We start from the raw sequence: 21888 nt of genomic DNA, 5'->3' as shown, positions 1-21888 counted from the left end.
GGAGTTCCCCCCGTCACGCCAGCGCCGGGCTGTCCGGCGTCGCGGCACCTACGGTCCTGTCTCCGTCAACGGCCCGATCGTCCGTGGCCGTTGCTATGGTTCTCCCGCCACTACGGGCAGGGGAGCGGACTTGGCAAGCAGTGTGATCGAGGTCAGGGTCAGTCGGCGGATCCTTTGGATCGGCGGAGACGCGTACCCGCTGCAGCACATCGCCCGGGCGCGGCAGTTGGCGTGGTGGCCGCCCAAACGCTCGAGGACGGTCATCAGGTTCGTCCGCCAGGTCTTCGCGCTACTGTTCGCCGCCTCCCTCCTCGCCACGCTCACCAGGACGGCGCACGACCAGGCGGAGGCGGCCGCCGTCCCGGGCGTCCTACTGGCCGCCGCCTTCCTGTTCTGCCTCTACCGGATGGTGACCCGACTACGGCAGAAGCCGGTGTACAAGCTGGTCATCGAGACCTCCAACTCCGCGACCACAGCGGTGGTGAGCCATGACGCCTGGCAGATCGGGAACCTGATCCAAATGATCATGGAGGCGATCGACAATCCCCAGGCGGAGTTCGCACTCCAGGTCGAGAGCGTGCACATCGGCGACAAGATCACCCAGCACGGCGACCACAACACCGGAAAGCGGGTCGGACTGTGAGCGACAACCAGGGCAACTCCTTCCACTTCGGCGACTCGGTCACCCAGCACGGCGACCACAACATCGGCATCATCAAGCACCAGGCCGCGGTCGACCCCCAGGCCGCACTGCGCGAACTCGTCACCTTCGTCCGACAGTTGCGGGCGCAGGTGCCGGCCGAGGACCGAGAGGTGCTGGACGAGTCGCTGGAGACCATCGGCGACGGCACCGCCTCACCGTCCGTCCTGCGGCGGGCGTTGCGCAACATTTCCGGCGTCGCCTCGCTGGTCCGGGCGGGCGCTCCGGTGGTGGAGTCGATCCGGCGGATCCTGGAGTCCTTCGACGCGTGAGCCGAGCCCGCCGAACCGGGTCAGAAACCTGCCCTGGTCAACCGCGACTGTTAGCCTGGCCGGCATGAGTGGACTGCGGGAGCGCAAGAAGGAACGGACGCGCCGGGCGATCTCCGAGGCGGCCATCGCGCTGTTCCTGGAGCACGGCTTCGACCGGGTGTCGGTGGCGGACGTCGCGGCCGCCGCCGAGGTCTCCAAGCCGACCCTGTTCAGCTACTTCCCCAGCAAGGAGGACCTGGTCGTCCACCGCTTCGCCGACCACCAGGACCAGGCCGCCGACGTGGTCCGGGGCCGCGGCGCCGACGAGTCGGCGCTCGACGCCCTGCGCCGGGACTTCCTGGAGGGCCTGGCCCGTCGCGACCCGGTCACCGGCCTCAACGACCACCCGCAGGTCCTGGCGTTCACCGCCCTCGTCCACGGCACCCCGAGCCTGGCCGCCCGGGTCGGCGCCTACACCGCCCGCGCCGAACAGTCCCTCGCCGACGCCCTGCGCGAGGACCCCGACCTCGCCCCGCCCCACGAACTCACCGCCCCCCTGCTCGCTGCCCAGGTCACCGCCACCCAACGCGTCCTCGCCCTGCGCACCTGGCACCACATCCACCACGACGGCCGCACCGCCGACGACCTCCACCCGGAGGCGGCCGCCGCCGCCAACCGCGCCTTCGACCTCCTGACCCGGGGCTACGCCGGCGCTTGAGAAGCGGCTACCGGGGCCTGACGCGCCTTGGGGATCAGAGCCCGATCACCGGGCGGACGGAGAAGTTCTCGTACAGGTCCTCGCCCTCCGGCCCGTGCACCAGCTCGGCACAGTCAGCGTTGCGGTTGGCGGTGGCCAACGGCAGCCAACCGAGCAGTGCGCCATAGCCGCCACAGGTGGACTCACCGCCGTCGCCGCCGTGCACGGCAGTCGGGTCGCTGGTCAGTTCGCCGCGGTAGGTGTCGTAGGCGATGCGCAGGCCCAGGGCGTTCGGCCGCTGCTGGGGGCCGGAGGGGTGCTCGTACGGAACGCGGTCGAGTGGACAGTCGTCACCCCAGCGGAACAGGGTGGCCGCGCCGGCTCCGCAGGCGTGCTCCCATTCGTCAGGTGTCGGCGCCCGCAGACCGCGGGCGGCCAGGGCGGCCGGCAACACGGAGGGAGCTTCGGTCAGGTGCTCGTCCTCAACCGCCATCAACACCGCCGCCAGGGCGACGGTCCTGCGCGGGCTGAGCAGCCGGGCGAGGTGGGCCCGCAGGTCGGGGCCGTAGCCGAAACCCTGATCCACGCTCTCGCGGTAGTCGGCCTCCTGCTCCGGGGTCGGCCGCCAGGCGTCGAGGTCGAGGCCGAGGGTCGCCGTGCCGCCCGGCACCAGGGCGAACTCCCGCCCGTCCCGCTCGATCCGGACCCGGTGCAGCGGCGCCCCGAGGTGCTCGCCGGACTCGACCGCGATCAACCGGCCGCCGGTCGACTCGGCCGCCCGCCGGGCGATACGGCGGGCGGCCGACAGGTCGAAGGACCGCCAGTGGTCGAGGGTGAGGTCGGCGAGGGACATGCGCGGCAGTCTGCCACGAGCTAACGACGACGCCCGCGGGCCGGACGGGCGCCGTTGGGCCTGCCGGGACCACTGGGCTTGCGGGCCTTGGACCCGGGGGCGGCGGGCGCCGCGGTCTCCGGCCAGTGGGTGGGGCGGGTGAGGGCGGGCGGGAGGAGGGTGGTGGCGTCGCCGCGGGCGGCGTTGAGCTGGGCCTGGGTGAGGAACAGGGCCGAGGTGAGGTCGGCGCCGGTGAGGTCGGCGTCGCGCAGGTCGGCGCCGATCAGGTCGGCGAGGCGCAGGTCGGCGCCGGAGAGGTCGGCGGCGACGAGGAGAGCGCCGCGGAGGTTGGCGCCGCGCAGGTCGGCCCCGCGCAGGCGGGCGCCGAAGAGGTCGGCGCCGCGGTGTTCGCGGCGGCGGGGAACGGCGGCGCGGACGAGTTCGCCGGCGCGCAGGAGCAGGTCGCTGACCCGCTGGCGGTGGGCGGGCACGTCGACGGCGAGGATCTCCTCCGGCGTGCCGCCGGCCAGCCGGTCGGTCTCCTGGAGGACCTGTCGCAGGTCGGCGTGGAGGGGGCGGGCGGGTTCGAAGGTGAGCGCCTCGGTGAGGTACCAGAGCAGTTCGTGGAGCTGCCGCACGACCGGGAACACGTCGAACATCGACTGGCCGCGGGCCGGCTCCTCCCGCCAGCTGACCCCGCCGAAGGTGACCTGGGAGACCCGCTGCCCGGCGCCGAAGCAGTCGTAGACGGTGCAGCCCTGGAAGCCGCTGTCGCGCAGCCGTGCGTGGATGCCGCAGCTGAAGTCGGTCTGCAGGTTGCGGCAGGGGGTGCCGGCGGCCTTGTCGACGGCGAAGTCGGCGGTGGCCGCGAAGGGGAGGGCGACGCAGCAGAGCCCGAAGCAGCTCCGGCAGTCGGACTGCAGCGGGGTCGGCGCGGCCGCCGTCGGGTCCTGCGGCGGCTCGGTCTCGCGCACGTTCCGGGTCCTTCCACCTGCTGGGCACCGCTCCGGCGCCGTGGACCAGAAATCCTACTGGGCAGGACCACCTCCGAGCCGGTAAGGTACGCAGAGCCAGTGGGACTATTACGCAAGGGGGTAGGCGCGATGGCGCAGCCGAGCATCACCGAGCTGGTCCGGATGTGGATCAGCGGCTGGATCGTCTCCCGGGGTGCCGCCGATCCGGTGGAGCAGCCCTGGGGCTGGAGCATCGACGTGGGCGCGCCGACCGGGGAGGTGGCCCGGCACGTGGTGCCCGAGCCGACCGAGGCCGAGGTCCGCAAGCTCGCCGAGACCGTCACCGCTCCGACCACCTGGCTGAAGCTGTTCGCCGATGACGCCACCGTGCGCCCCTGGGTGGGCCCGCAGTGGCGGCTGGACCTGACGGGCTTCCTGATGACCGTCCCGCTCGCCCCGGAGCGGGCCGGACTCCCGACCGGCTACACCCTGACCACCTGGACCAGGGGCGGGGTGGTGCGCGCGCTGGTGCGCACCGAGGACGGCCTGCTGGCCGCCCGGGGCCAGGCGGGCCTGGCCGGCCCGGTGGCCGTGCCGGACCAGATCGAGACCGCCCCCGAGCACCGCCGCCGGGGCCTGGGCGCGGTGGTGATGCGGACCCTGCAGTCCGCCGCGTACGAGGCCGGTGCCCGCACCGGCGTGCTGGTCGGCACGACGGAGGGGCAGGCGCTCTACGCCGCGCTGGGCTGGACCACCCATTCCCCGATGGCGAGCCTGGTGCTGGCCCCGGGCGGCCTGGCGGAGGGCTAGCAAAGGGCGAGTGGAGGACGAGTAGCGGCCTAGCGGTAGGGCAGCAGCTCGGGCCGCTTCGGCGCGCGGCCGTCGCCGGAGGAGCGGCCGGTGAGGCGGCGGCCGATCCACGGGCCGAGGTGGGTGCGCAGCCAGCGGGCGTCGGAGCGGAGCTTCTCGGCGCGGCCGGGCGGGGTGGCGGCGGGCAGCGGGGCGCGCCAGTCGGAGGCGGCGGGGCGGCCGAGGGCTTCGAGCACGCCCTCGGCGACCCGGCGGTGGCCCTCGGGCGACAGGTGCAGGCGGTCCTCGGCCCAGAGCCGGCGGTCGTCGAAGCAGGGCGCCGAGAAGAGGTCGACCACGGCGAAGCCGTCCTGCTGCCCGAGTTCCTGCACGAAGGCCTTCATCCGCAGGATGGCGGGCAGCAGCCGGGCGCCGCCCGCCAGTCGGCGGGTGGGGTCGGTGCTGGTGAACAGGACGACGGTAGCGCCGGTGGCGCGCAGGTCGGTGGCGCAGCGGCCGAGCAGCCGCTCGACCCGGGCGATGTCGCAGCCGGGGCGCAGCACGTCGTTGAAGCCGCCGGCCAGGGTGACGAGTTCGGCGCCCATGGCGGCGGCGGGGGCGAGTTGCTCGTCGTGGATCTGGCCGATGAGCTTGCCGCGGACGGCGAGGTTGGCGTACCGGAAGTCCCCGACCGCCGGCCCGACCCGCTCCGCGTGCTCGGCGGCGAGCGCCGAGGCGACCCGGTCGGCCCAGCCGCGGTAGTGGCCGTCGGGCAGCAGGTCGTCGCACATGCCCTCGGTGAAGGAGTCCCCGACGGCGACGTAACTGGCGTAGCTGCGCTGGGTGGTGGGCACGGGGCTGCCTCCGCTCTCCTGAGTCGGCCCTGAGATGGCGCCGCGGTCCGACGATCGTACGTGTGCGCCCCCGGGCCGGTTCGCCGGGGGCCCGGCAGGCGGCGGCAGGCAGAGGCAGGCAGGGGCCGACCCCAGGGGCGCGGCGCCCCCGCAAGCCCCTCGGCAGCCGTTCACCCCGCGACCGCCGCCTCCTGCGTGGCCCCGCGGGTCGTGTACCAGTGCTCGCGCACCGCGTCGGTGGGCCGCTGTTCGCCGAGGGCGCCCAGCCCCCAGGCCCCCAGCGCCTCGATCACCGGCCGCAGTTCGCGTCCGCGTTCGGTCAGCTCGTAGACCGTCACGCTGGCCGGCCGTTCCAGCTTGCGGCGGACGGCGAGCCCCTCGCCCTCCAACTGCTTGAGCCGGGCGGCGAGGATGTCGGTGGAGACGCCGGGCAGGTCGGCGTGCAGGTCGGTGTAGCGGCGCGGGCCGCCGAGGAGTTCACGGACGATCAGGAGGCTCCAGCGCTCCCCCACCGCGTCCAGGGCGCGGGCGACGGCGCAGTACTGGTCGTAGCTTCGGCGTGACATGGGAATCAGCATAGCCAAGAGGTTGGACTTTCCAAGTGCCGGCTTGGTAGAACAAAGCAGTAGCAACGGAGCGGTGGTGACGGTCGGGAGGCCGCAGATGGAGTTTCGGCAGTCCAGCAAGCTGAATGACGTGTGCTACGAGATCCGGGGCCCGGTGGTCGACCAGGCCAACGCCCTGGAGGAGGCCGGGCACAGCGTGCTGCGGCTGAACACCGGCAATCCGGCCCCGTTCGGCTTCGAGGCGCCCGAGGAGATCATCCAGGACATCATCCGCAACCTCCCCGCCGCGCACGGCTACAGCGACTCGCGCGGCATCCTGCCGGCCCGGCGCGCGGTGGTGCAGTACTACCAGCAGCGCGGGGTCCAGGGCGTCACCGTCAACGACGTCTACCTCGGCAACGGCGTCTCCGAGCTGATCCAGATGGCCGTCACCGCGCTGGTGGACGACGGCGACGAGGTGCTCGTGCCGATGCCCGACTACCCGCTGTGGACGGCGTCGGTCCGGCTGGCCGGCGGCAAGGCCGTGCACTACCTGTGCGACGAGGAGGCCGAGTGGTACCCGGACCTCGACGACATCGCCGCCAAGATCACCGCCCGCACCAAGGCGATCGTGGTCATCAACCCCAACAACCCCACCGGCGCGGTCTATCCGAAGGAGCTGCTGGAGGGCATCCTCGACCTGGCCCGCCGCCACCAGCTGATGGTGTTGGCCGACGAGATCTACGACAAGATCCTCTACGACGGCACCGAGCACCACTGCCTGGCCGCCCTCGCCGACGACGTGCTCACCCTCACCTTCAACGGCCTCTCCAAGGCCTACCGGGTGGCCGGCTTCCGCAGCGGCTGGCTGGTCGTCTCCGGCCCCAAGCAGCACGCCGTCGACTACCTGGAGGGCCTGACCATGCTCTCCGGCATGCGGCTGTGCCCCAACGTGCCCGCCCAGTACGCCGTCCAGGCGGCGCTGGGCGGCCACCAGTCCATCAACGACCTGGTGCTGCCCGGCGGTCGGCTCACCGAGCAGCGCGACATCGCGGTCAAGGCGCTCAACGAGATCCCCGGCGTCAGCTGCGTCAAGCCCAAGGGCGCCCTGTACGCGTTCGCCAAACTCGATCCGGCGGTGCACCGGATCGTCGACGACGAGCGCTTCGTGCTGGACCTGCTGCTGCGCGAGAAGATCCACGTCGTCCAGGGCACCGGCTTCAACTGGCCCCGCCCGGACCACTTCCGCTTCGTCACCCTGCCGCGCGCCGACGACCTGGAGACGGCGATCAACCGGATCGGGCGCTTCCTTGCGACGTACCGCCAGAGCTGACAGCACGTACGCTGGGCAGCCATGACCGTCCTGCGCTCCGCCGCCCTGTTCGTCCTCGCCGCAGTCGCCGAGATCGGCGGCTGCTGGCTGGTCTGGCAGAGCGTGCGGGAGCAACGGCCCTGGTGGCTGGCCGGGCTGGGGGTGGTGGCGCTCGGCGCGTACGGCTTCGTGGCGGCGCTGCAGCCGGACGCCCACTTCGGGCGGGTGCTGGCCGCGTACGGCGGGGTGTTCGTGGCCGGCTCGCTGCTCTGGGGCATGGCCGTGGACGGCTTCCGGCCGTCCCGCTACGACGTGCTGGGCGCGCTGATCTGCCTGGCCGGGGTCGCGGTGATCATGTACGGTCCGCGGCGCTGAACGCACCGGTGCCCCGGTGTCGGACCTCCCGACACCGGGGCACCGTCACGACCGCCCGGGCACCGTCACAGCCGCCGGGCCACCGTCACGGCCGCCGGGTACTACCAGCCCCAGCCGCCGCCCTCGCCGTCGTCGTCCCGGCCGGAGTCCCAGCCCTCGCCGACCTCGCGCAGGATGGTGTAGTCGTCGATCTGCCGGCCGTCCTCGGTCAGCGCGGTGACCTTCATGGACGACTTGCGGCCCAGCTGCGCCGGGGTCACGTCGACCTTGATGAACGAGTAGCCGGTGTAGCGCACCCGCGACCACTGGATGGTCTCGGGGGTCTTCACCCGGCCCTTGCTCCAGTAGTAGGTCGTGACCTCGTCCTGGTGGTTCTCGTGCCCCTCGTAGGTGTCCGGCACGTCGAACTTGTACAGGCTGCGGCCGGCCGCGCCCGCGGTCACGTAGACCACGCCGTCCTTCTCCGGCTCGATGACGGCGCCGCTCGGCACCTGCTTCGAGACCTTGTTGCCGAGGATGGCGTCGGTGCGCTCGTAGATGTGGTTGTGGCCGTTGATGACCAGGTCCACCCGGTACTTCTCGAACAGCGGCACCCAGGCCTCGCGGACACCGCCCTCGGAGGCGTGGGCGACGGTGGTGGAGAAGGCGCAGTGGTGGAAGAAGACCACGATGAAGTCGACGGTCTCGTCGCCGCGCAGGTCCTTGAGGGTGCGCTCCAGCCACTTGGTCTGCTTGCCCGCCGAGAGGCCCAGGTTGGCCGGGATCTCGTAGGAGACGTCGTTGGCGTCGAGGGAGATGACGCCGACGTTCTTGTAGCGGAAGGTGTAGACGCCGGGGACCTTGCGCGGGTCCGGGCCGTTGTCCGGCAGGTAGAAGCGGGTGTTCTCGCCGCCGTAGCCGTTGGGCGAGTACCAGGCCTCGATGTCGTGGTTGCCGTAGGCGACCATCCACGGGATCTCGGCGGCGACCGTCTCGGTCTGGACCAGGAAGTCGTCCCAGGTCCTGGCGTTGTAGACGGACTTGTCCGGGTCGGTGCCGGAGCCGGCCGGGTCGGCGTAGCAGATGTCGCCGGCGTGCAGGTGGAAGGCCGGCTGCTGCGCCTTGATGATGTGGTCGTTGCCCGCCGCGTGCGAGCTGACGCCCTGGTCGCCGAAGGCGGTGAAGGTGAACGGCTCGTACACCTTGCCCCAGCGGTGGTCGCGCGAGGGCGCGGTGCGGAAGGTGTGCAGGGTGGAGATCTGCTGCTGCGAGGCCGGGTCGAAGCCCTCGTGGCCGACACCGTAGTAGTAGGTGGTGTCGGGCTGGAGGTCCTCCAGCGCCACGTGCAGGTAGTACTGGTCCACCGGCTGGCTGCTCGGGGTCAGCGCCGGGGTGTGCAGGGCGCGGACCTCGGCCTGGATCTTGTGGCTGAGCTCCCACGGGTGCTTGCCGAAGCGCAGGAACGGCTTCTTGACCGGCGCCGGGACCTGCCAGGAGATGCGGAACTGGGTGTCCGGCTCGGCGCCGAACTGGAGGTGGCGTCCGATCGGCGCGACCAGCGAGCCGTCGATGCCGTCCGCCGTGCCGCCCGTCAGCAGCTGCGGCCCGGCCGGGGCCGCGACGGCCGTGCCGCCGCCGAGCGCGCCGCCGACGGCGATGGCGCCCACGGTCACCGCACCGGCTCGCAGCATCCGACGGCGGGAGAAGCGGGCCCGCAGGTACTCGTGCTGCTCGGCCATGCTCATGCGGTCGGCAAGCTTGGCCGGCACGCCCATGTTGGGGATATCCATGCGCGGGACTCTGTCAGCGGCGCGTTGACCCCACACGGACGTTCGGTGAACGGGCGTCAGCGCGTCGCCCATTCGAACACCAACGTTCGACCATGATTCGGCAAAGAGCGCGTCGGCTCGCGGCCGACGCCGGATCATGGGCACCGGCCTGCGGCCACCTGGCCAGGCGTTGCGGTCGCGCAGCCGGCCGCGACACCGACGGGTGCAGTCGCCGTGCGCGCGAGGTGCCGCTCAGGTTGACGGTTCGTCCCAGTGGGTGGCGGCCCGGTCCCCGGTGCCGTCGCAGGTGCGGCAGATCTCGTCCCGGTAGGGCTGCTTGGCGCCGGTCGCGTCCACCCGGTAGCGGACGTACACCCCGGTGCCGTTGCAGAGGAAGCAGTTGCCGCCCCCGCCGCCCACCTCGGTGGTGCCGGTGCCCTGGCAGGTACGGCAGTTGAGGCCGGCGGTCCGGCCGGTGCCCGCGCAGATGCGGCAGACCGTCGTCATCGTCTTCCTCCCCTTGCGCGGAACCCCTCGATCACGGGTCATGGTAGTGGCCCGGACCCACCGCCGCCCCGGGGCGTCGACCTGACGATCCGTCATGGCAGGAGGCTATTCCGGCAGGGCCTCGCGCACCCGCCGGGAGACCGAGATGAGCTGGAGGTCGAGCAGGCCGGGCGGATCGGCCAGACCCGGACCGCCCGCCTGCACCCAGGCGGCTATGTCGTCGATCATCTCGTCCATCAGCACGAAGCCGAGCCAGACCGGGCGGCCGCCCGCCGCCCTGCCCTCGCTGGAGGGGCCGACCACCACCACGTTGGACTGGGTGCAGACGTCCAGGCACTTCACCGCCCGGACCCGGCCCGCCGAGCCCACCGCCGTCCGCAGCCGCTCGTACTGCCCCGCGTGGTCCACTCCCGGATGCTTCGCCTCGGTGCCGCAGCAGCAGCCGCGGCAGACGGTCACGGTCACCGGGGAACCGCCCCCGGGCCGGCGGTCACGGTCGCGGTCGCGCTCTCGGCGGCTCATCGGCCCTGCTCCCCCTCCTGGTCGGCGAGCCCCGTCGACGGCGCGCTCTGCACCGGAACTGTACCCGCCGCCGGGGAGCCCCGGCGGGGGCCGGCTACGCCACCGCCTCCGCCGCCGCCCGGCCCGCCGTGCGCCCCGAGAAGAGGCAGCCACCGAGGAAGGTGCCCTCCAGCGAGCGGTAGCCGTGGACGCCCCCGCCGCCGAAACCGGCCGCCTCGCCCGCCGCGTAGACGCCGGGCAGCGGCTCGCCGTCCGGGCGCAGCACCCGCGAGGAGAGGTCGGTCTCCAGTCCGCCGAGCGACTTGCGGGTCAGGATGCTGAGCCGGACGGCGATCAGCGGGGCGGCGGCCGGGTCGAGGACGCGGTGCGGGGCGACGGTGCGGATGAGTTTGTCGCCGAGGTAGCGGCGGGCGCCGTGGATGGCGGTGACCTGGAGGTCCTTGGCGAAGGGGTTGGCCACCTGCCGGTCGCGGTCCTCGACGGTGCGGCGCAGCTCGTCCGGGTCGATCAGCGGCTCCCGGGTCTTGGCGTTCATGCCCCGGGCGAGGTCGGCGAGGTTGCCGGCGACCACGAAGTCGGGCCCGTGCCGCAGGTGCGCCTGGACCGGCCCGGGGACGCCTGGCAGCGCCCGTCCGAGCACGCCGCGCAGGGACCTGCCCGTCAGGTCGGGGTTCTGTTCGGAGCCGGAGAGGGTGAACTCCTTCTCGATGATGCGCTGGTTGAGCACGAACCAGGTGTGCTGGTACCCGCTCGCCATGATGTGTTCGAGGGTGCCGAGGGTGTCGAAGCCGGGAAAGAGCGGGACGGGCAGCCGCTTGCCGCGGGCGTCCAGCCAGAGCGAGGAGGGGCCGGGCAGGATGCGGATGCCGTGCCGGGCCCAGATCGGGTCCCAGTTCTCGATGCCCTCGGTGTAGTGCCACATCCGGTCGCCGTTGATGAGGTTGGCGCCCGCCCGCGCGGTGATCCCGAGCATCAGGCCGTCGACGTGCGCGGGCACTCCGGAGAGCAGTTTGGCGGGTGGGGTGCCGAGCCGGGCGGGCCAGGCCTCGCGGACCAGGTCGTGGTTGCCGCCGATGCCGCCGGAGGTGACGATCACGGCCTGGGCCCGCAGTTCGAAGCTTCCGGCGCTCTCGCGGGAGCTGGCCTCGCCGCGGCCCACCGGGCTGGGGACCAGCACCTCGCCGGTGACGGTGTCGGGGACGCCCGCGGTGGCGGTCAGCCCGGTGACGCGGTGCCGGAAGCGCAGGTCGACCAGTCCGCGGGCGGCGGCGGAGCGGACCCGCCGGACGAAGGGGGCGAGCAGTCCGGGACCGGTGCCCCAGGTGATGTGGAAGCGCGGCACCGAGTTGCCGGGCCCGTCGGCGAGGAAGCCGCCGCGCTCGGCCCAGCCGACCACCGGGAAGAACCGCACGCCCATGCCGTGCAGCCAGGAGCGCTTCTCGCCGGCGGCGAAGTCGACGTAGGCCTCGGCCCAGCGGCGCGGCCAGGCGTCCTCGGGCCGGTCGTAGCCGGCGGTGCCGAGCCAGTCCCGCAGGGCGAGCGCCTGCGAGTCGCGGATGCGCATCCGGCGCTGCTCGGCCGAGTCGACGAGGAAGAGGCCGCCGAAGGACCAGTGCGCCTGGCCGCCGAAGGAGGCGGCGGGCTCCTGGTCGAGGAGGATCACCTTCCGTCCGGCGTCCGCGAGTTCGGCGGTGGCGGCGAGGCCGGCGAGTCCCGCTCCGATGACGATGACGTCGGCGTCCAGGGCCATTGCGCAGTCCTCCGTCGCGGCTGTTCGGTGTGCGCCGATAGTGCGTCCTGGGGTGACGCCCGGTCAACCAGCCGGTAACAAGCGTGTCCGCGAATTCCGCTCCACGGCGTTTCGGAAACACCTTCGATACGCGGTGGAGCGGAATTCGAAATGTCACCCGCCGTCGGCTGACGGGATTTCGGCGATTTCCGTCGAAACGATGGACGTACGCGAAACCTCGCAGTAACTTACCTGCGAGTAGCTGCGGCCCGGCTCGGCACGACCCCCACCAGTCGAACCACTCCCCCACCCGTCGTTTCTCTCCCCCAGGAGGAACCGTGCTCCGCCCTGCCCGGAATTCCCGGCGACTCCGCCATTCCACCGCGCTCGCCGCCGTCGCCCTCGGCGCCGCCCTCGCGCTCACCTCCACCACCGCCCAGGCCGCCACCGCCGCGCCGAAGCACTACGTGGCCCTCGGCGACTCCTACGCCGCCGGCGCCGGCGTACCCGGCCAGTCGGCCGGCCTCTGCCTGCGCTCCGACCACAACTACGGCCACCTGGTCGCCGGCGCGCTCAAGGCCGGCACGTACACCGACATCACCTGTTCGGCCGCCAAGGTCAAGGCCATGACGCAGCCGCAGTACGACGCCTTCATCCGGGTCAACGACCCGCAGCTGGACTCGGTGACCGGCGACGCCGACCTGGTGACCCTCGGCATCGGCGGCAACGACCTCGCCGCCAGCGACCTCGGCCTCGGCGAACTCGTCGCCACCTGCATCGCCGGTGCGGTCGTCAACCCGACCGGCACGCCCTGCAAGGACGTCTACCACCACGGCTACTGGGACTGGAACACCTGGTCCTGGCAGTACGGCGACGACGACCTGGCCGAGCGGATCACCAGCACGATCGTCCCGCAGATCGCCACCACCCTCCAGCAGATCCACGCCAAGGCCCCCAGGGCCAAGGTGCTGCTGGTCGGCTACCCGTCCGTCCTGCCCGCCGACGGCTCCAGGTGCGTGCTGCGCCAGCCGGTGACGCCGGGCGACGTCGAGTACATGCACGGCGTGCTCGACAAGCTGAACGCCGCCCTCAAGTCCACCGCCGCGGCGAACGGCGCGACGTACGTGGACACCGCGACGCCCACCGTGGGGCACGACGTGTGCTCCGACGACCGCTGGATCGAGGGCGCGCTGCCCGGCTCGCCCGCGGTGCCGTTCCACCCGAACGCGACCGGCGAGCAGGTGATGGCGGCCGCGGTGCTGGCCGCCCTGCGGTAGCGGGCCGCCGAGCGGAGCCCGGGCCGACCGAGCGGAGCCCGGAGTCAGCGCTGCGCAAGCCCCGGAAGCCCCGAGGGGCCGGTGACCAGACCCCGGTCACCGGCCCCTCGGTCGTGCCGACGGCTCACTCCGACTCGGCCGCGGCCAGCCCCGCCGACCACTTCTCCTCGACCTTGCCGAACTTCCAGAACGCGATCGCCCCGATCCAGGTCAGCACGAACAGGCCGACGATCGCGTAGCCGACGGAGTTGAGGTCCAGCTCGCCGATCCAGGCGATCGGGCCGCTGGTGATGTCCAGCTTCTCGCCGACCAGGCCGATCAGCTCGACCAGGCCGATGACCAGCGCGACCAGCACCGACAGGCCGGTGACGGTCAGGTTGTAGTAGATCTTGCGGACCGGCTTGGAGAACGCCCACTCGTAGGCGAAGTTCATGAACGAACCGTCGATGGTGTCCAGCAGGCTCATCCCGGCCGCGAACAGGATCGGCAGCGTCAGCAGCGCGTACCAGGGCAGCGAGAAGGCCGCCGCGCCGCCGGCCAGCACCAGCAGCGACACCTCGGTGGCGGTGTCGAAGCCCAGGCCGAACAGCAGGCCCACCGGGTACATGTGCCAGGGCTTGGTGACGGCCCGGGTGACCTTGCCGAGGATCCGGTTCATCAGCCCGCGGCGCTCCAGCTGGCGCTCCAACTCGGCCTCGTCGTACTCGCCCTGGCGCATCCGGCGGAACACCCTGAGGATGCCGTTGAACGCGCCCAGGTTGATCAGGCCGAGCAGCAGCAGGAAGGTGCCGGAGACGGTCGTGCCGATCAGGCCGGTCATCCGGTGCAGGGTCGAGTCGTCCGCCTCCACCTCGTCGGCGAGCGAGCGGATGCCGAAGGCCAGCAGCGCGCAGAGGCCGAAGACGATCGAGGAGTGCCCCAGCGAGAACCAGAAGCCGACCGACAGCGGCCGCTTGCCCTGGCCCATCAGCTTGCGGGTGGTGTTGTCGATCGCCGCGATGTGGTCCGCGTCGAAGGCGTGCCGCATCCCGAGGGTGTAGGCGGTCAGGCCCATCCCCGCGCCGAAGACCTGCCCGCCGACGTCGTAGTGCTCGGGCGCGACCATCGCGAGCAGGGTGAACCAGCCGACCACGTGCAGCGCCAGGATGAAGCCGCCCATCCCGGCCAGGCGCGTCCACTCCTCACGGGTGAGCCGGTCGCGCCATCTGACGGGCGGGGCACCTGCGGCGGCGCTGGACATCCTGTGGTCCTTTCGGGTGGTCCGGGCGGAGCTGGGCCATCTTTCCCCCGTTGGGCGAGCAGTTGCAAGTCATGCGCAATTACGGCTCGGTCTCCTGCGGTGCCGCCCGGAGCCGCGGACCCCCGCCACCGCACGGGCTACAACCGGTTCGTCCGGGCTCATCAGGAAATCCACCGCTTCCTCCCCTAGGGTCGGAATGCCGACGCCCGCGGCGCGGGTCCCCGAACGCGCCGCGGGGCCACTCGGTGCTCACCGCCCGGGACCCGATGGGAGCGGCCATGCCGTCCTACCCCTTCCACACCACCCGCGAGGACGTCCGCATCCCCCTGCCCGACGGCACCCAGCTGGCCGCCCGGCTGTGGCGCCCCACCGGCGACCAGCCCGTCCCGGCCCTGCTGGAGTACTCGGCCGACCGCCTCACCGACCGCACCGTCGCCGAGGACGCCCGCCGCCACCCCTGGTACGCCGGCCACGGCTACGCCGCCGTCCGGGTCGACACCCGGGGCCACGGCAACTCCGGCGGCCTGCCCGGCGAGCCCGGCGACGAGCAGGACCTCGCCGACGGCGCCGCCGTCATCGACTGGATCGCCCGCCGCCCCTGGTGCAACGGCCGGCTCGGCCTGCTCGGCACCGGAGCCGCCGCCACCACCGCGCTGCGGCTCGCCGCCCGTAGCCCGGAGACCGTCGGCGCCGTGGTCGCCGCCTGCCCCGAGGGCGGCCACCGGCTCGGCGGCGCCGTTCTCGCCGCCGACCTCCACACCCGGCTCACGGCACTGATCGCCGACGCCGCCCTGCCACCGGACCCGCGGCACACCGGAGACGCCTGGCGGTCCGCCTGGCTGGCCCGGCTGGAGTCGCTGGAACCCCCGGTCGACCGCTGGCTCGCCGCCGGGGACACCACCGTGCCGGTGTCCGTCCCCGTGTTCGCGGTCGCCGGCTGGGGCGACCCGTCCTGCGCCTTCGTGCTGCGCCTGCTGGCCGAGTCCCCCACCGCCCACGCCGTGCTCGGCCCCTGGCCGCACGGCCTGCCCGAGGCCGTCCTGCCCGAGACCCTGCGCTGGTGGGACCACTGGCTGCGCGGCGCCGACACCGGCGCCCTCAAGGAACCGGCCCTCCGCAGCTGGATCGGCACCCGCTGGACCGGCGAGGACAGCTGGCCCTCCCCCGACGTCCGCGAGATCCACTACCAGCTGGACGGCCAGCTGCGCACCGCCGGCACCTCCGCCGACGACCGCTACGTCCACGTCCGCTCCCCGCAGCACACCGGCCTCAACGCCGGCGCCTACGTCCCGCACGGCCGGCCCGCCGACCAGCCGCCGGACCAGCGCGAGGAGGACGGCCGTTCCGTCTGCTTCGACTCCCAGCCGCTGCCGGAGCCGCTCGAACTGCTCGGCATCCCGACGGTTCGGCTGCGACTGCGCTCCCGCGCGGGCGGCGGGCCCGTCCAGCTGGTCGCGCGGCTCTGCGAGGTCGCCCCGGACGGCACCTCGCAGCTGCTCACCCGGGGCGTGCTGACGGCCTCCGGCCCGGACGCCGAGATCGAGCTCGCCGCCTTCGCGGCCACCGTCCCGGCCGGGCACCGGCTGCGGCTCGCCCTGTCCTCCGTCTACTGGCCGTGGGTGTGGCCGTCCGCCGACGACACCGGCTACGCCGTCGACCCGTCGCGCTCCACCCTCAGCCTGCCGGTGCGCCACCTCGCGGCGGACGTCGGTGCCGCGCCCGTCAGCTTCGAGACGCCAGCGCTGCCCGACCCGCCGGACATCCACCTCACCGAGCCGCTCACCGCCCGGCCCGAACACCTCACCGTGCACGACATCGGCCGCCACGAGTGGCGCACCGAGCTCTCCCCCGCCGGCGGCGGCACCCGCACCCACCCCGACGGGCTGGTCCGGGACGAGCACACCATGACCGCGTACCGCGTCCTCACCGGCGCCCCGCTCAGCGCCCAGGCCCGTACGGACCACACGGTGCGGCTGGAGCGGCCGGACATCGGCTGGGACATCACGGTCCAGACCCGCACCCAACTGCGGTGCGATGCCGGGCACTTCATCAGTGTCGTGCAGCTGCGGGCGCTGGAGGCGGGGTCGGTGGTGTTCACCCGGGAGTGGCAGCACCGGGTGCCGAGGTAGGACCTGGAGGGTTGCAAAGCTTGACTTATGAGATTGCCGGTTCTACTCAGCTCGGCTTATAAATGGGCCCATGAAGACCCCCATGAAGACCCTCGGCCTGATCGGCGGCATGAGCTGGGAATCCACCGCCGAGTACTACCGCCTGCTGAACGAGCTCACCCGCGACCGCCTCGGCGGGCTGCATTCCGCCCGCCTCGTGCTCCACTCGGTCGACTTCGCCGAGATCGAGCGCTTGCAGGCGGCCGGGCGGTGGGAGGAGGCCGGCTCGGTCCTGGCCGGCGCGGCCCGCTCCCTGGAGGCGGCGGGCGCCGACCTCCTGCTGATCTGCACCAACACCATGCACAAGGTCGCCGACCAGGTCGCGGCGGCGGTCTCGGTACCGCTGCTGCATCTCGCCGACGCGACCGCGCAGGCCGTCCGGGCGGCGGGCGTCCGGCGGGTCGGGCTGCTGGGAACGGCCTTCACGATGGAACAGGACTTCTACCGGGGGCGGTTGGCGTCCCACGGCCTGGACGTCCTGGTGCCCGGCGAGGAGTCGCGCGCCCTGGTGCACCGGGTGATCTACCAGGAACTGTGCCTCGGGATCATCCGGGAGGAGTCCCGGGCGGCGTACCGGCGGGTGATCGGAGAACTGGTGGCAGCGGGCGCGGAGGGCGTCGTCCTCGGCTGCACCGAGATCGAACTGCTGGTGCGGCCCGAGGACAGCCCCGTCCCGGTCTTCCCCACCACTCGTCTGCATGCGGAGGCCGCCGTGGCCGCGGCACTTGACGGGCGGTGAGGAGAAAGAGCGTGGCTTATAGCCCCTCGATTCGAGGACAGTTCGTGACTGGAAGTTGGACAAAGTTACCGTCCACCGGATCGCACTGGTGTTGCAGCACTGGGAGATCCGCACCGCCGCAATGGTTGTGCGGCCCGCTGACCGGGAGTTGTACGAGGAGGCCGCTCACGCTGCCCATGACCTGGCGAGTAGCACCTGCGGGGCCGGACGAGTGGCCATTGACGCAGGAGTTGTTGTAGGAAGGGGAGCCGACGACGATGATGCCGCCCGCCGACGCGGGGGCCGCGGTAGCGATTCCCGCGACCAGGGCCGCAGCCCAGGCGACCACGGCGGTGACAATCTTGCGTGCGTTCATGCCTGGCAAACGATGGATTCCGCTCGCTGTCACGCCCCGCCCGGTACCGGCCAGGCACCACGCGGGGCGATGCCACATCAACATTGGAGCGCCGCTCGCCCCGTCAGCCGGGGCCCCCGCTTCGAGGCCGACGGCGCCGCCCGTTTCTTCGCCCGCCACCTGATCCGGGCGCGCTGATCCCTCCTGCGGCACCCCGGCCCGGCCGTGGGGTCGGGCGCCGCGACTCACCTTCCGCCCCAACGCCTGTTGGCTGACGGATACTTGAGCGTCACACCGTCACCGCCGACCCACCGAGGGGAAACCGTGTTCCACAGCTCCGGCCCGCCGCAGCCATCCCACCTCCCCACCGACCGGCAGACCGCCGCCGAGTGGGCGGGCCGCATCGCCGTCCTCCGCGACACCCCGCCCGGCTGGTTCGTCCTCCTCGGGCGGCAGTCCACCGACGACTACCTCTGCCACCTCGATCTCAACTACCACCTGGGGCACGACTTCATCGCCATCGTCCAGACCTCCCGCCCCGCCCCGGACCACTTCCGGGTCACCGCGGACACCACCCCGCAGTCCCAGCTCACCAACTACCTCGCCAACTCCGACCGCATCGACCACCGCACGATGCTCGCCCCGCTCGCCACCACCACCAGCCGGGGCGTCATCCACCTCGACGGCACCGCCGTCCCCGTCGAGATCCACCACAGCCACGGCTGCCGTAGCGCCATGGTCCCCCGGCTCCCCGACCAACCGGGCCACGTGATCGTCACCGCCCCCGACGAGCACTGGCCCGCCGTCACCGACCTCACCCTCCGGCCGCCGGCCGCCTCCTGACGACACCGAGATGATGGAACACTCACGAGTACGGCGCGAGCCGCACGAAGCTCCGTACTGGAACACCAACGTGGCCCGCCACCGGGGCATCCTGCGGGCCGTGCCGCCCGGGTGCCGGGCGGCACTGGACGTGGGGTGCGGGGACGGGCTGCTGGCGGCGAAGCTGGCGCGGCGGTGCGAGCGGGTCGTCGGGGTGGACGCCTCGGGCGCGATGGTGGCGCGCGCGAGGGCCGTCCATGGTGAAGCCACCTTCCTGGAGGGCGACTTCCTCACACTCGAACTGCCGACGGGAGGCTTCGACTTCGTCTGCTCGGTCACGGCCGTCCACCACATGGACTTCGAGGCCGCACTTATCAGGATGCGGGAGCTGCTGCGGCCCGGCGGCGTCCTGGTGGTGGTCGGCCTCGCGCGAGAGGAGTCGGCGGCCGACTGGACTCGACGGGTGGCGGCCGCGCCGCTGGTGCGGACGGTGAAGGCCCTGCGACGGGCGGCCGAACCGGAGGGCATGCCGATAGCCGCACCGGTGATGAGCTACCGGGAGGTGCGGGAGACGGCCGCACGGGTACTGCCCGGGGTGCGCTACCGGTGGCATGTTTTGCGGCGCTATTCGTTGACCTGGTGCAAGGCCTGAACAGGCTTTTGCTGGTGTGTCAGTGCCGGGTGCGAGAGTGCGGCTGTGACTTGTGACGTCTGTGGACACGGGATGCGGCAGGTTCCGGTGTCGGAAACCCGAGCGGACTGGGCCCTGCCAGTGCAGGAGCGCTGGTCCTGCGGCTGGTGCTACGCCTGGACGGAGCGCGGCCACGGCCCGACGGAGGTCTCGCGCCCTGTCTACGAGCCGCCCGAGTGGCGCTGGGAGCGGGCCGAGTCCGAGCACTTGTCTCCTGAGATGGCACACGCCTACGGGCACTTCGGCACCACGCTGTGCGGCATACGGCAGGACGGGATGCACGCCTCCCCCTACTACTGGCTGCCGGGCCGGGACGACGCCTGCGGAGCGTGCAAGGAAGCTGCGGTCGTCATCGACCGGCGCTGGCCGACGGACCCGCAGGGCGAGAAGTGCGGGCGGCTGGCCGAGCGGGAAGTCGGCCCGTCCGACTTCCTGTGCACGCCCCGGCCGCCCGGTGGGTCCGACCGGGCGGCTTGAGCGGAGCATCGTCCGTCAGAGGGTGTCGTCCGGGCGGTGGGGCATCCGCAGGACGGCGACCGCGCCGAGTGCGACGACGGCGATAGCGAGGAGCAAGAGGGCGAGGAAGGCGAGGCCGATCAGGGGTCGCACGGGTCGGTCTCGGTCCTGCCGTAGTCGCGGAGGAGGTTGAGGAGGTTGAGCACGGTGCTGGCCGGGGCGTTGCCGAAGCGGACGAGGACGCGGCCGTCCACGACGCTGTCGGTCGTGGCGGAGGGCCAGAGAAGACCGAACTTGCGGCCCAGGTCGCGGAGTTCGGCGAGCAGGTAGGAGACTTCGAGCTCGGTGTAGGTGCGCATCAGTGGATCGGCCGGCTCGATCGGGCCCCGGGAGCGGTGGCCGTCGGCGGTCACGCGGCGGCGTCCAGCTCGAACCAGACGGACTTGCCGCTCTTGCGGACGTCCGCGCCGAAGCGGTGGGTGAGCGAGCGGACGAGGTGCAGGCCCCGGCCGGAGACGGCGTACGGATCGGGGTCGGGGTCGTCGCGCGGGTCCGGGAGGAGCGGGCTCTCGTCACTGACGGAGACCCGCAGGACGCCGTCGAGGAGGACGACGACCACCATGGGCGCCGCACTGCCGCCGTGACGCCAGGCGTTGACGAAGAGTTCGAGCAGGGCGAGCTCGGCGTCGGCGACCAGGTCGCGCTTCCACCCGGCGCGCGAGGCGGCTTCGTGCAACTCTTCGCGCGCGGCCGACCAGTCAGGGGGGAGTTCAGGGGAGAACACGAAGGAACCTCCGTGGGATTCGGGAGAACGCCTCCGAGCGATTGATGATCAATCAGGAGAGACAGCCCGGAGCATGATCGTGATGCGAGCACACACAGAGACGCTCAGCGATTGCTGCCCGTGTGCGGCTCGTCACACTCAGCATGGGGCCGGCGAGCCATCTTTGGCAACTCGTCTCTGAATTTTGGATATATCCAATTCGAACGCCAAATCGGGTGCCTACAGTGGCAGTTGCAGGTGGCGAACGTGGCTACCGGGAAGGCAGACTGGTCCGCGAGGGCTCAGAGAGGGCGGGGATGGCCGGAACAACAGGTCCGACAGTTCGGCGGCGGCAACTCGGAGCCGAGCTGCGCCGCAGGAGAGAGGAAGCCGGGCTCTCTCACGAGGACGTCGCCGAAGCCCTCAACGGCATGAGTCAGCCGAAGCTGTCCCGCATCGAGAACGGCCGTGGCGCCACGAAGGTGGACGACGTCAAGCGGCTTCTCGCACTGTACCGTTGCGATGACACCGAGCTGATTTCAACGCTGGTCGACATGGCCAAGAACGGCTCGCAGCGCGGGATGTGGTGGCAGAGCTACGGCGCAAACATCAGCCCCGAACTCGGCGATCTGATCACCCTTGAAGCCAGTGCCGCATCCGTCCGCACCTATGAAGGCGCCTTCATCCCCGGCCTTCTCCAGACACCAGCCTACGCGCGCGAGATCATCAAGAAGCTCAGCATGCAGCCGGACGTCAACATCGAGGCCCTGGTCGACGTACGCATGGCTCGGCAAGGTGCGCTCACCCGGTCCGAGCCGCTGACACTGTGGGCCGTCATCCATGAGGCAGCCATCCGATCCGGCGTGGGCGGCCCAGCCGTGATGGCCGAACAGCTGTCTCGTCTGCTCGATCGGGCCGCCCAGCCGAACATCAACATCCAGGTCATGCCTATCGGTGCACCGGCCCACCACGGGATGGGCGGAGCCTTTACGATTCTCGGCTTCCCACAGCGCCAGGATCTCGATGTCGTCATGGTGGACGGCTCATTGAGCAACCTCTGGGTCGAAGAGGTCACCGACGTAGAAATCTACGGAGCGAAGTTCGATGCAATCCGGGCTGATGCCCTCGGCTTCGACGACTCGCTCGCCATCATCACCGATCAGAGAGACAAGCTCACATGACGTTCCACCCCAATGCGGCCGCCCTTCAGCTCACCTGGCGGAAGTCCTCGCACAGCAATGACTCCGGCAACTGTGTCGAGTTCGCCACCCTGGAGAAGGCCATGACCTTCAAGAAGTCGTCGTACAGCGGGGGCAACGACAACTGCGTCGAGTACGCACTCCTCCCCGAAGCGGTCGCGGTCCGCGACAGCAAGGACCCCTCCGGCCCCGCCCTGGCCTTCGACCGCTCGGCGCACGACTCCTTCATCCAGGCAGTCGCCGCCGGGGAGTTCGACTTCGGCATCATCTGAGCCCCCTCCGCGGGGGGGGGGGGGGGGGGGGGGGGGGGGGGGGGGGGGGGGGGGGGGGGGGGGGCGGGGGGGGGGGGGGGAGGCCATATGTCGCGCTCCCCCGGCAGAACCAC

The 21888-nt window shown here is 71.9% G+C and carries 25 protein-coding genes and 1 pseudogene; 14 read left to right on the top strand and 12 right to left on the bottom strand.

Annotated features, from left to right (window positions below; genetic code table 11):
* Positions 1-130 precede the first annotated feature (130 nt).
* From ACZ4WV_RS20005 to ACZ4WV_RS19995, 3 genes are all read left to right on the top strand, one after another.
* Complete coding sequence (locus ACZ4WV_RS20005; protein ID WP_465748440.1) at positions 131-643, top strand: DUF6232 family protein; 513 nt, start codon at positions 131-133, stop codon at positions 641-643.
* Positions 640-972: a hypothetical protein gene (locus ACZ4WV_RS20000; protein ID WP_465748438.1), complete on the top strand. Its 333-nt coding sequence runs from the start codon at positions 640-642 to the stop codon at positions 970-972. Before ACZ4WV_RS20005 ends, ACZ4WV_RS20000 begins: the two co-directional genes overlap by 4 nt.
* A 64-nt stretch (positions 973-1036) precedes the next feature.
* Positions 1037-1669 carry a TetR/AcrR family transcriptional regulator gene (locus ACZ4WV_RS19995; protein ID WP_465748436.1) on the top strand — a complete coding sequence of 211 codons (633 nt, stop codon included), beginning with the start codon at positions 1037-1039 and terminating at the stop codon, positions 1667-1669.
* A 34-nt stretch (positions 1670-1703) separates the two neighbouring features.
* On the opposite strand, the gene ACZ4WV_RS19990 is transcribed toward ACZ4WV_RS19995, so the two are convergent.
* Positions 1704-2501 (bottom strand): hypothetical protein, encoded by a 798-nt coding sequence (locus ACZ4WV_RS19990; RefSeq protein WP_465748434.1) that lies wholly within the window; start codon positions 2499-2501, stop codon positions 1704-1706.
* 20 nt (positions 2502-2521) lie between these two features.
* On the bottom strand, positions 2522-3454 hold the full coding sequence (locus ACZ4WV_RS19985; protein ID WP_465748432.1) for a pentapeptide repeat-containing protein: 933 nt from the start codon (positions 3452-3454) through the stop codon (positions 2522-2524).
* Positions 3455-3583: 129 nt separating this feature from the next.
* On the opposite strand from ACZ4WV_RS19985, the gene ACZ4WV_RS19980 reads away from it, so the two are divergent.
* A complete protein-coding gene (locus ACZ4WV_RS19980) occupies positions 3584-4243 on the top strand; it encodes a GNAT family N-acetyltransferase (protein ID WP_465748430.1) in 660 nt (219 codons plus the stop codon).
* A gap of 29 nt (positions 4244-4272) precedes the next feature.
* Here ACZ4WV_RS19980 and ACZ4WV_RS19975 read toward each other — a convergent pair whose 3' ends face one another.
* Together ACZ4WV_RS19975 and ACZ4WV_RS19970 are read right to left on the bottom strand one after the other, a co-directional pair.
* On the bottom strand, positions 4273-5076 hold the full coding sequence (locus ACZ4WV_RS19975) for an SGNH/GDSL hydrolase family protein (protein WP_465748428.1): 804 nt from the start codon (positions 5074-5076) through the stop codon (positions 4273-4275).
* Positions 5077-5288: 212 nt separating this feature from the next.
* A pseudogene (locus ACZ4WV_RS19970) lies at positions 5289-5654 on the bottom strand (winged helix-turn-helix transcriptional regulator); the annotation flags it as partial.
* An 85-nt stretch (positions 5655-5739) separates the two neighbouring features.
* Between ACZ4WV_RS19970 and ACZ4WV_RS19965 the strand changes: the two are divergent.
* A complete protein-coding gene (locus tag ACZ4WV_RS19965; protein ID WP_465748426.1) occupies positions 5740-6954 on the top strand; it encodes a pyridoxal phosphate-dependent aminotransferase in 1215 nt (404 codons plus the stop codon).
* Between the two features lie 21 nt (positions 6955-6975).
* Positions 6976-7308, top strand: coding sequence for a YnfA family protein (locus ACZ4WV_RS19960; RefSeq protein WP_465748424.1), 333 nt, complete (start codon positions 6976-6978; stop codon positions 7306-7308).
* A 101-nt stretch (positions 7309-7409) separates the two neighbouring features.
* On the opposite strand, the gene ACZ4WV_RS19955 is transcribed toward ACZ4WV_RS19960, so the two are convergent.
* The 4 genes from ACZ4WV_RS19955 to ACZ4WV_RS19940 all read right to left on the bottom strand — a co-directional run bounded on the left by ACZ4WV_RS19955 (position 7410) and on the right by ACZ4WV_RS19940 (position 11835).
* Positions 7410-9077 (bottom strand): purple acid phosphatase family protein, encoded by a 1668-nt coding sequence (locus ACZ4WV_RS19955; protein ID WP_465748422.1) that lies wholly within the window; start codon positions 9075-9077, stop codon positions 7410-7412.
* Positions 9078-9308: 231 nt separating this feature from the next.
* Positions 9309-9563, bottom strand: a complete 255-nt coding sequence (locus ACZ4WV_RS19950) for a hypothetical protein (protein ID WP_465748420.1) — start codon at positions 9561-9563, stop codon at positions 9309-9311.
* A 105-nt stretch (positions 9564-9668) separates the two neighbouring features.
* Positions 9669-10085: a (2Fe-2S) ferredoxin domain-containing protein gene (locus ACZ4WV_RS19945; protein ID WP_465748418.1), complete on the bottom strand. Its 417-nt coding sequence runs from the start codon at positions 10083-10085 to the stop codon at positions 9669-9671.
* 94 nt (positions 10086-10179) lie between these two features.
* The gene (locus ACZ4WV_RS19940) at positions 10180-11835 is read right to left on the bottom strand and encodes an FAD-binding dehydrogenase (protein WP_465748416.1); all 1656 of its coding nucleotides are present in this window, start codon (positions 11833-11835) and stop codon (positions 10180-10182) included.
* A gap of 317 nt (positions 11836-12152) precedes the next feature.
* On the opposite strand from ACZ4WV_RS19940, the gene ACZ4WV_RS19935 reads away from it, so the two are divergent.
* Positions 12153-13091, top strand: a complete 939-nt coding sequence (locus ACZ4WV_RS19935) for an SGNH/GDSL hydrolase family protein (protein ID WP_465748414.1) — start codon at positions 12153-12155, stop codon at positions 13089-13091.
* Positions 13092-13215: 124 nt separating this feature from the next.
* Here ACZ4WV_RS19935 and nicT read toward each other — a convergent pair whose 3' ends face one another.
* Positions 13216-14331, bottom strand: coding sequence for a Nickel transporter NicT (gene nicT, locus ACZ4WV_RS19930; RefSeq protein ID WP_465748412.1), 1116 nt, complete (start codon positions 14329-14331; stop codon positions 13216-13218).
* Between the two features lie 278 nt (positions 14332-14609).
* Between nicT and ACZ4WV_RS19925 the strand changes: the two genes are divergently transcribed.
* Together ACZ4WV_RS19925 and ACZ4WV_RS19920 are read left to right on the top strand one after the other, a co-directional pair.
* On the top strand, positions 14610-16460 hold the full coding sequence (locus ACZ4WV_RS19925; RefSeq protein ID WP_465748410.1) for a CocE/NonD family hydrolase: 1851 nt from the start codon (positions 14610-14612) through the stop codon (positions 16458-16460).
* Between the two features lie 82 nt (positions 16461-16542).
* Positions 16543-17238, top strand: coding sequence for an aspartate/glutamate racemase family protein (locus ACZ4WV_RS19920; protein ID WP_465748622.1), 696 nt, complete (start codon positions 16543-16545; stop codon positions 17236-17238).
* 16 nt (positions 17239-17254) lie between these two features.
* On the opposite strand, the gene ACZ4WV_RS19915 is transcribed toward ACZ4WV_RS19920, so the two are convergent.
* Positions 17255-17593 (bottom strand): hypothetical protein, encoded by a 339-nt coding sequence (locus ACZ4WV_RS19915; protein ID WP_465748409.1) that lies wholly within the window; start codon positions 17591-17593, stop codon positions 17255-17257.
* Between the two features lie 303 nt (positions 17594-17896).
* Between ACZ4WV_RS19915 and ACZ4WV_RS19910 the strand changes: the two genes are divergently transcribed.
* The 3 genes from ACZ4WV_RS19910 (at position 17897) to ACZ4WV_RS19900 (ending at position 19562) form a co-directional block, all read left to right on the top strand.
* On the top strand, positions 17897-18415 hold the full coding sequence (locus ACZ4WV_RS19910) for a hypothetical protein (RefSeq protein WP_465748408.1): 519 nt from the start codon (positions 17897-17899) through the stop codon (positions 18413-18415).
* A 13-nt stretch (positions 18416-18428) separates the two neighbouring features.
* The gene (locus ACZ4WV_RS19905) at positions 18429-19046 is read left to right on the top strand and encodes a class I SAM-dependent methyltransferase (RefSeq protein WP_465748406.1); all 618 of its coding nucleotides are present in this window, start codon (positions 18429-18431) and stop codon (positions 19044-19046) included.
* Positions 19047-19133: 87 nt separating this feature from the next.
* Positions 19134-19562, top strand: a complete 429-nt coding sequence (locus ACZ4WV_RS19900; RefSeq protein WP_465748404.1) for a hypothetical protein — start codon at positions 19134-19136, stop codon at positions 19560-19562.
* 119 nt (positions 19563-19681) lie between these two features.
* On the opposite strand, the gene ACZ4WV_RS19895 is transcribed toward ACZ4WV_RS19900, so the two are convergent.
* A complete protein-coding gene (locus tag ACZ4WV_RS19895; RefSeq protein WP_465748402.1) occupies positions 19682-19954 on the bottom strand; it encodes a hypothetical protein in 273 nt (90 codons plus the stop codon).
* On the bottom strand, positions 19951-20325 hold the full coding sequence (locus ACZ4WV_RS19890; RefSeq protein WP_465748400.1) for an ATP-binding protein: 375 nt from the start codon (positions 20323-20325) through the stop codon (positions 19951-19953). Before ACZ4WV_RS19890 ends, ACZ4WV_RS19895 begins: the two co-directional genes overlap by 4 nt.
* A gap of 296 nt (positions 20326-20621) precedes the next feature.
* Between ACZ4WV_RS19890 and ACZ4WV_RS19885 the strand changes: the two genes are divergently transcribed.
* Both ACZ4WV_RS19885 and ACZ4WV_RS19880 read left to right on the top strand, forming a co-directional pair.
* Positions 20622-21485, top strand: coding sequence for a helix-turn-helix domain-containing protein (locus ACZ4WV_RS19885; RefSeq protein WP_465748398.1), 864 nt, complete (start codon positions 20622-20624; stop codon positions 21483-21485).
* Positions 21482-21775: a DUF397 domain-containing protein gene (locus tag ACZ4WV_RS19880; RefSeq protein WP_465748396.1), complete on the top strand. Its 294-nt coding sequence runs from the start codon at positions 21482-21484 to the stop codon at positions 21773-21775. Before ACZ4WV_RS19885 ends, ACZ4WV_RS19880 begins: the two co-directional genes overlap by 4 nt.
* Positions 21776-21888 lie beyond the last annotated feature (113 nt).

This window comes from Kitasatospora sp. NPDC029312 (assembly GCF_055569215.1).
Note: the sequence above shows the minus strand (reverse complement) of the source record. Positions and strands in the feature narration are given on the sequence as shown.

What these genes read in the sequence shown, in the direction of transcription:
- ACZ4WV_RS19995 (WP_465748436.1), top strand. Translation starts at nt 1,037, where the DNA reads ATGAGTGGACTGCGGGAGCGCAAGAAGGAACGGACGCGCCGGGCGATC.
- ACZ4WV_RS19990 (WP_465748434.1), bottom strand. Translation starts at nt 2,501, where the DNA reads ATGTCCCTCGCCGACCTCACCCTCGACCACTGGCGGTCCTTCGACCTG.
- ACZ4WV_RS19980 (WP_465748430.1), top strand. Translation starts at nt 3,584, where the DNA reads ATGGCGCAGCCGAGCATCACCGAGCTGGTCCGGATGTGGATCAGCGGC.
- ACZ4WV_RS19965 (WP_465748426.1), top strand. Translation starts at nt 5,740, where the DNA reads ATGGAGTTTCGGCAGTCCAGCAAGCTGAATGACGTGTGCTACGAGATC.
- ACZ4WV_RS19960 (WP_465748424.1), top strand. Translation starts at nt 6,976, where the DNA reads ATGACCGTCCTGCGCTCCGCCGCCCTGTTCGTCCTCGCCGCAGTCGCC.
- ACZ4WV_RS19955 (WP_465748422.1), bottom strand. Translation starts at nt 9,077, where the DNA reads ATGGATATCCCCAACATGGGCGTGCCGGCCAAGCTTGCCGACCGCATG.
- ACZ4WV_RS19950 (WP_465748420.1), bottom strand. Translation starts at nt 9,563, where the DNA reads ATGACGACGGTCTGCCGCATCTGCGCGGGCACCGGCCGGACCGCCGGC.
- ACZ4WV_RS19945 (WP_465748418.1), bottom strand. Translation starts at nt 10,085, where the DNA reads ATGAGCCGCCGAGAGCGCGACCGCGACCGTGACCGCCGGCCCGGGGGC.
- ACZ4WV_RS19940 (WP_465748416.1), bottom strand. Translation starts at nt 11,835, where the DNA reads ATGGCCCTGGACGCCGACGTCATCGTCATCGGAGCGGGACTCGCCGGC.
- nicT (WP_465748412.1), bottom strand. Translation starts at nt 14,331, where the DNA reads ATGTCCAGCGCCGCCGCAGGTGCCCCGCCCGTCAGATGGCGCGACCGG.
- ACZ4WV_RS19925 (WP_465748410.1), top strand. Translation starts at nt 14,610, where the DNA reads ATGCCGTCCTACCCCTTCCACACCACCCGCGAGGACGTCCGCATCCCC.
- ACZ4WV_RS19920 (WP_465748622.1), top strand. Translation starts at nt 16,543, where the DNA reads ATGAAGACCCTCGGCCTGATCGGCGGCATGAGCTGGGAATCCACCGCC.
- ACZ4WV_RS19915 (WP_465748409.1), bottom strand. Translation starts at nt 17,593, where the DNA reads ATGAACGCACGCAAGATTGTCACCGCCGTGGTCGCCTGGGCTGCGGCC.
- ACZ4WV_RS19905 (WP_465748406.1), top strand. Translation starts at nt 18,429, where the DNA reads ATGGAACACTCACGAGTACGGCGCGAGCCGCACGAAGCTCCGTACTGG.
- ACZ4WV_RS19885 (WP_465748398.1), top strand. Translation starts at nt 20,622, where the DNA reads ATGGCCGGAACAACAGGTCCGACAGTTCGGCGGCGGCAACTCGGAGCC.
- ACZ4WV_RS19880 (WP_465748396.1), top strand. Translation starts at nt 21,482, where the DNA reads ATGACGTTCCACCCCAATGCGGCCGCCCTTCAGCTCACCTGGCGGAAG.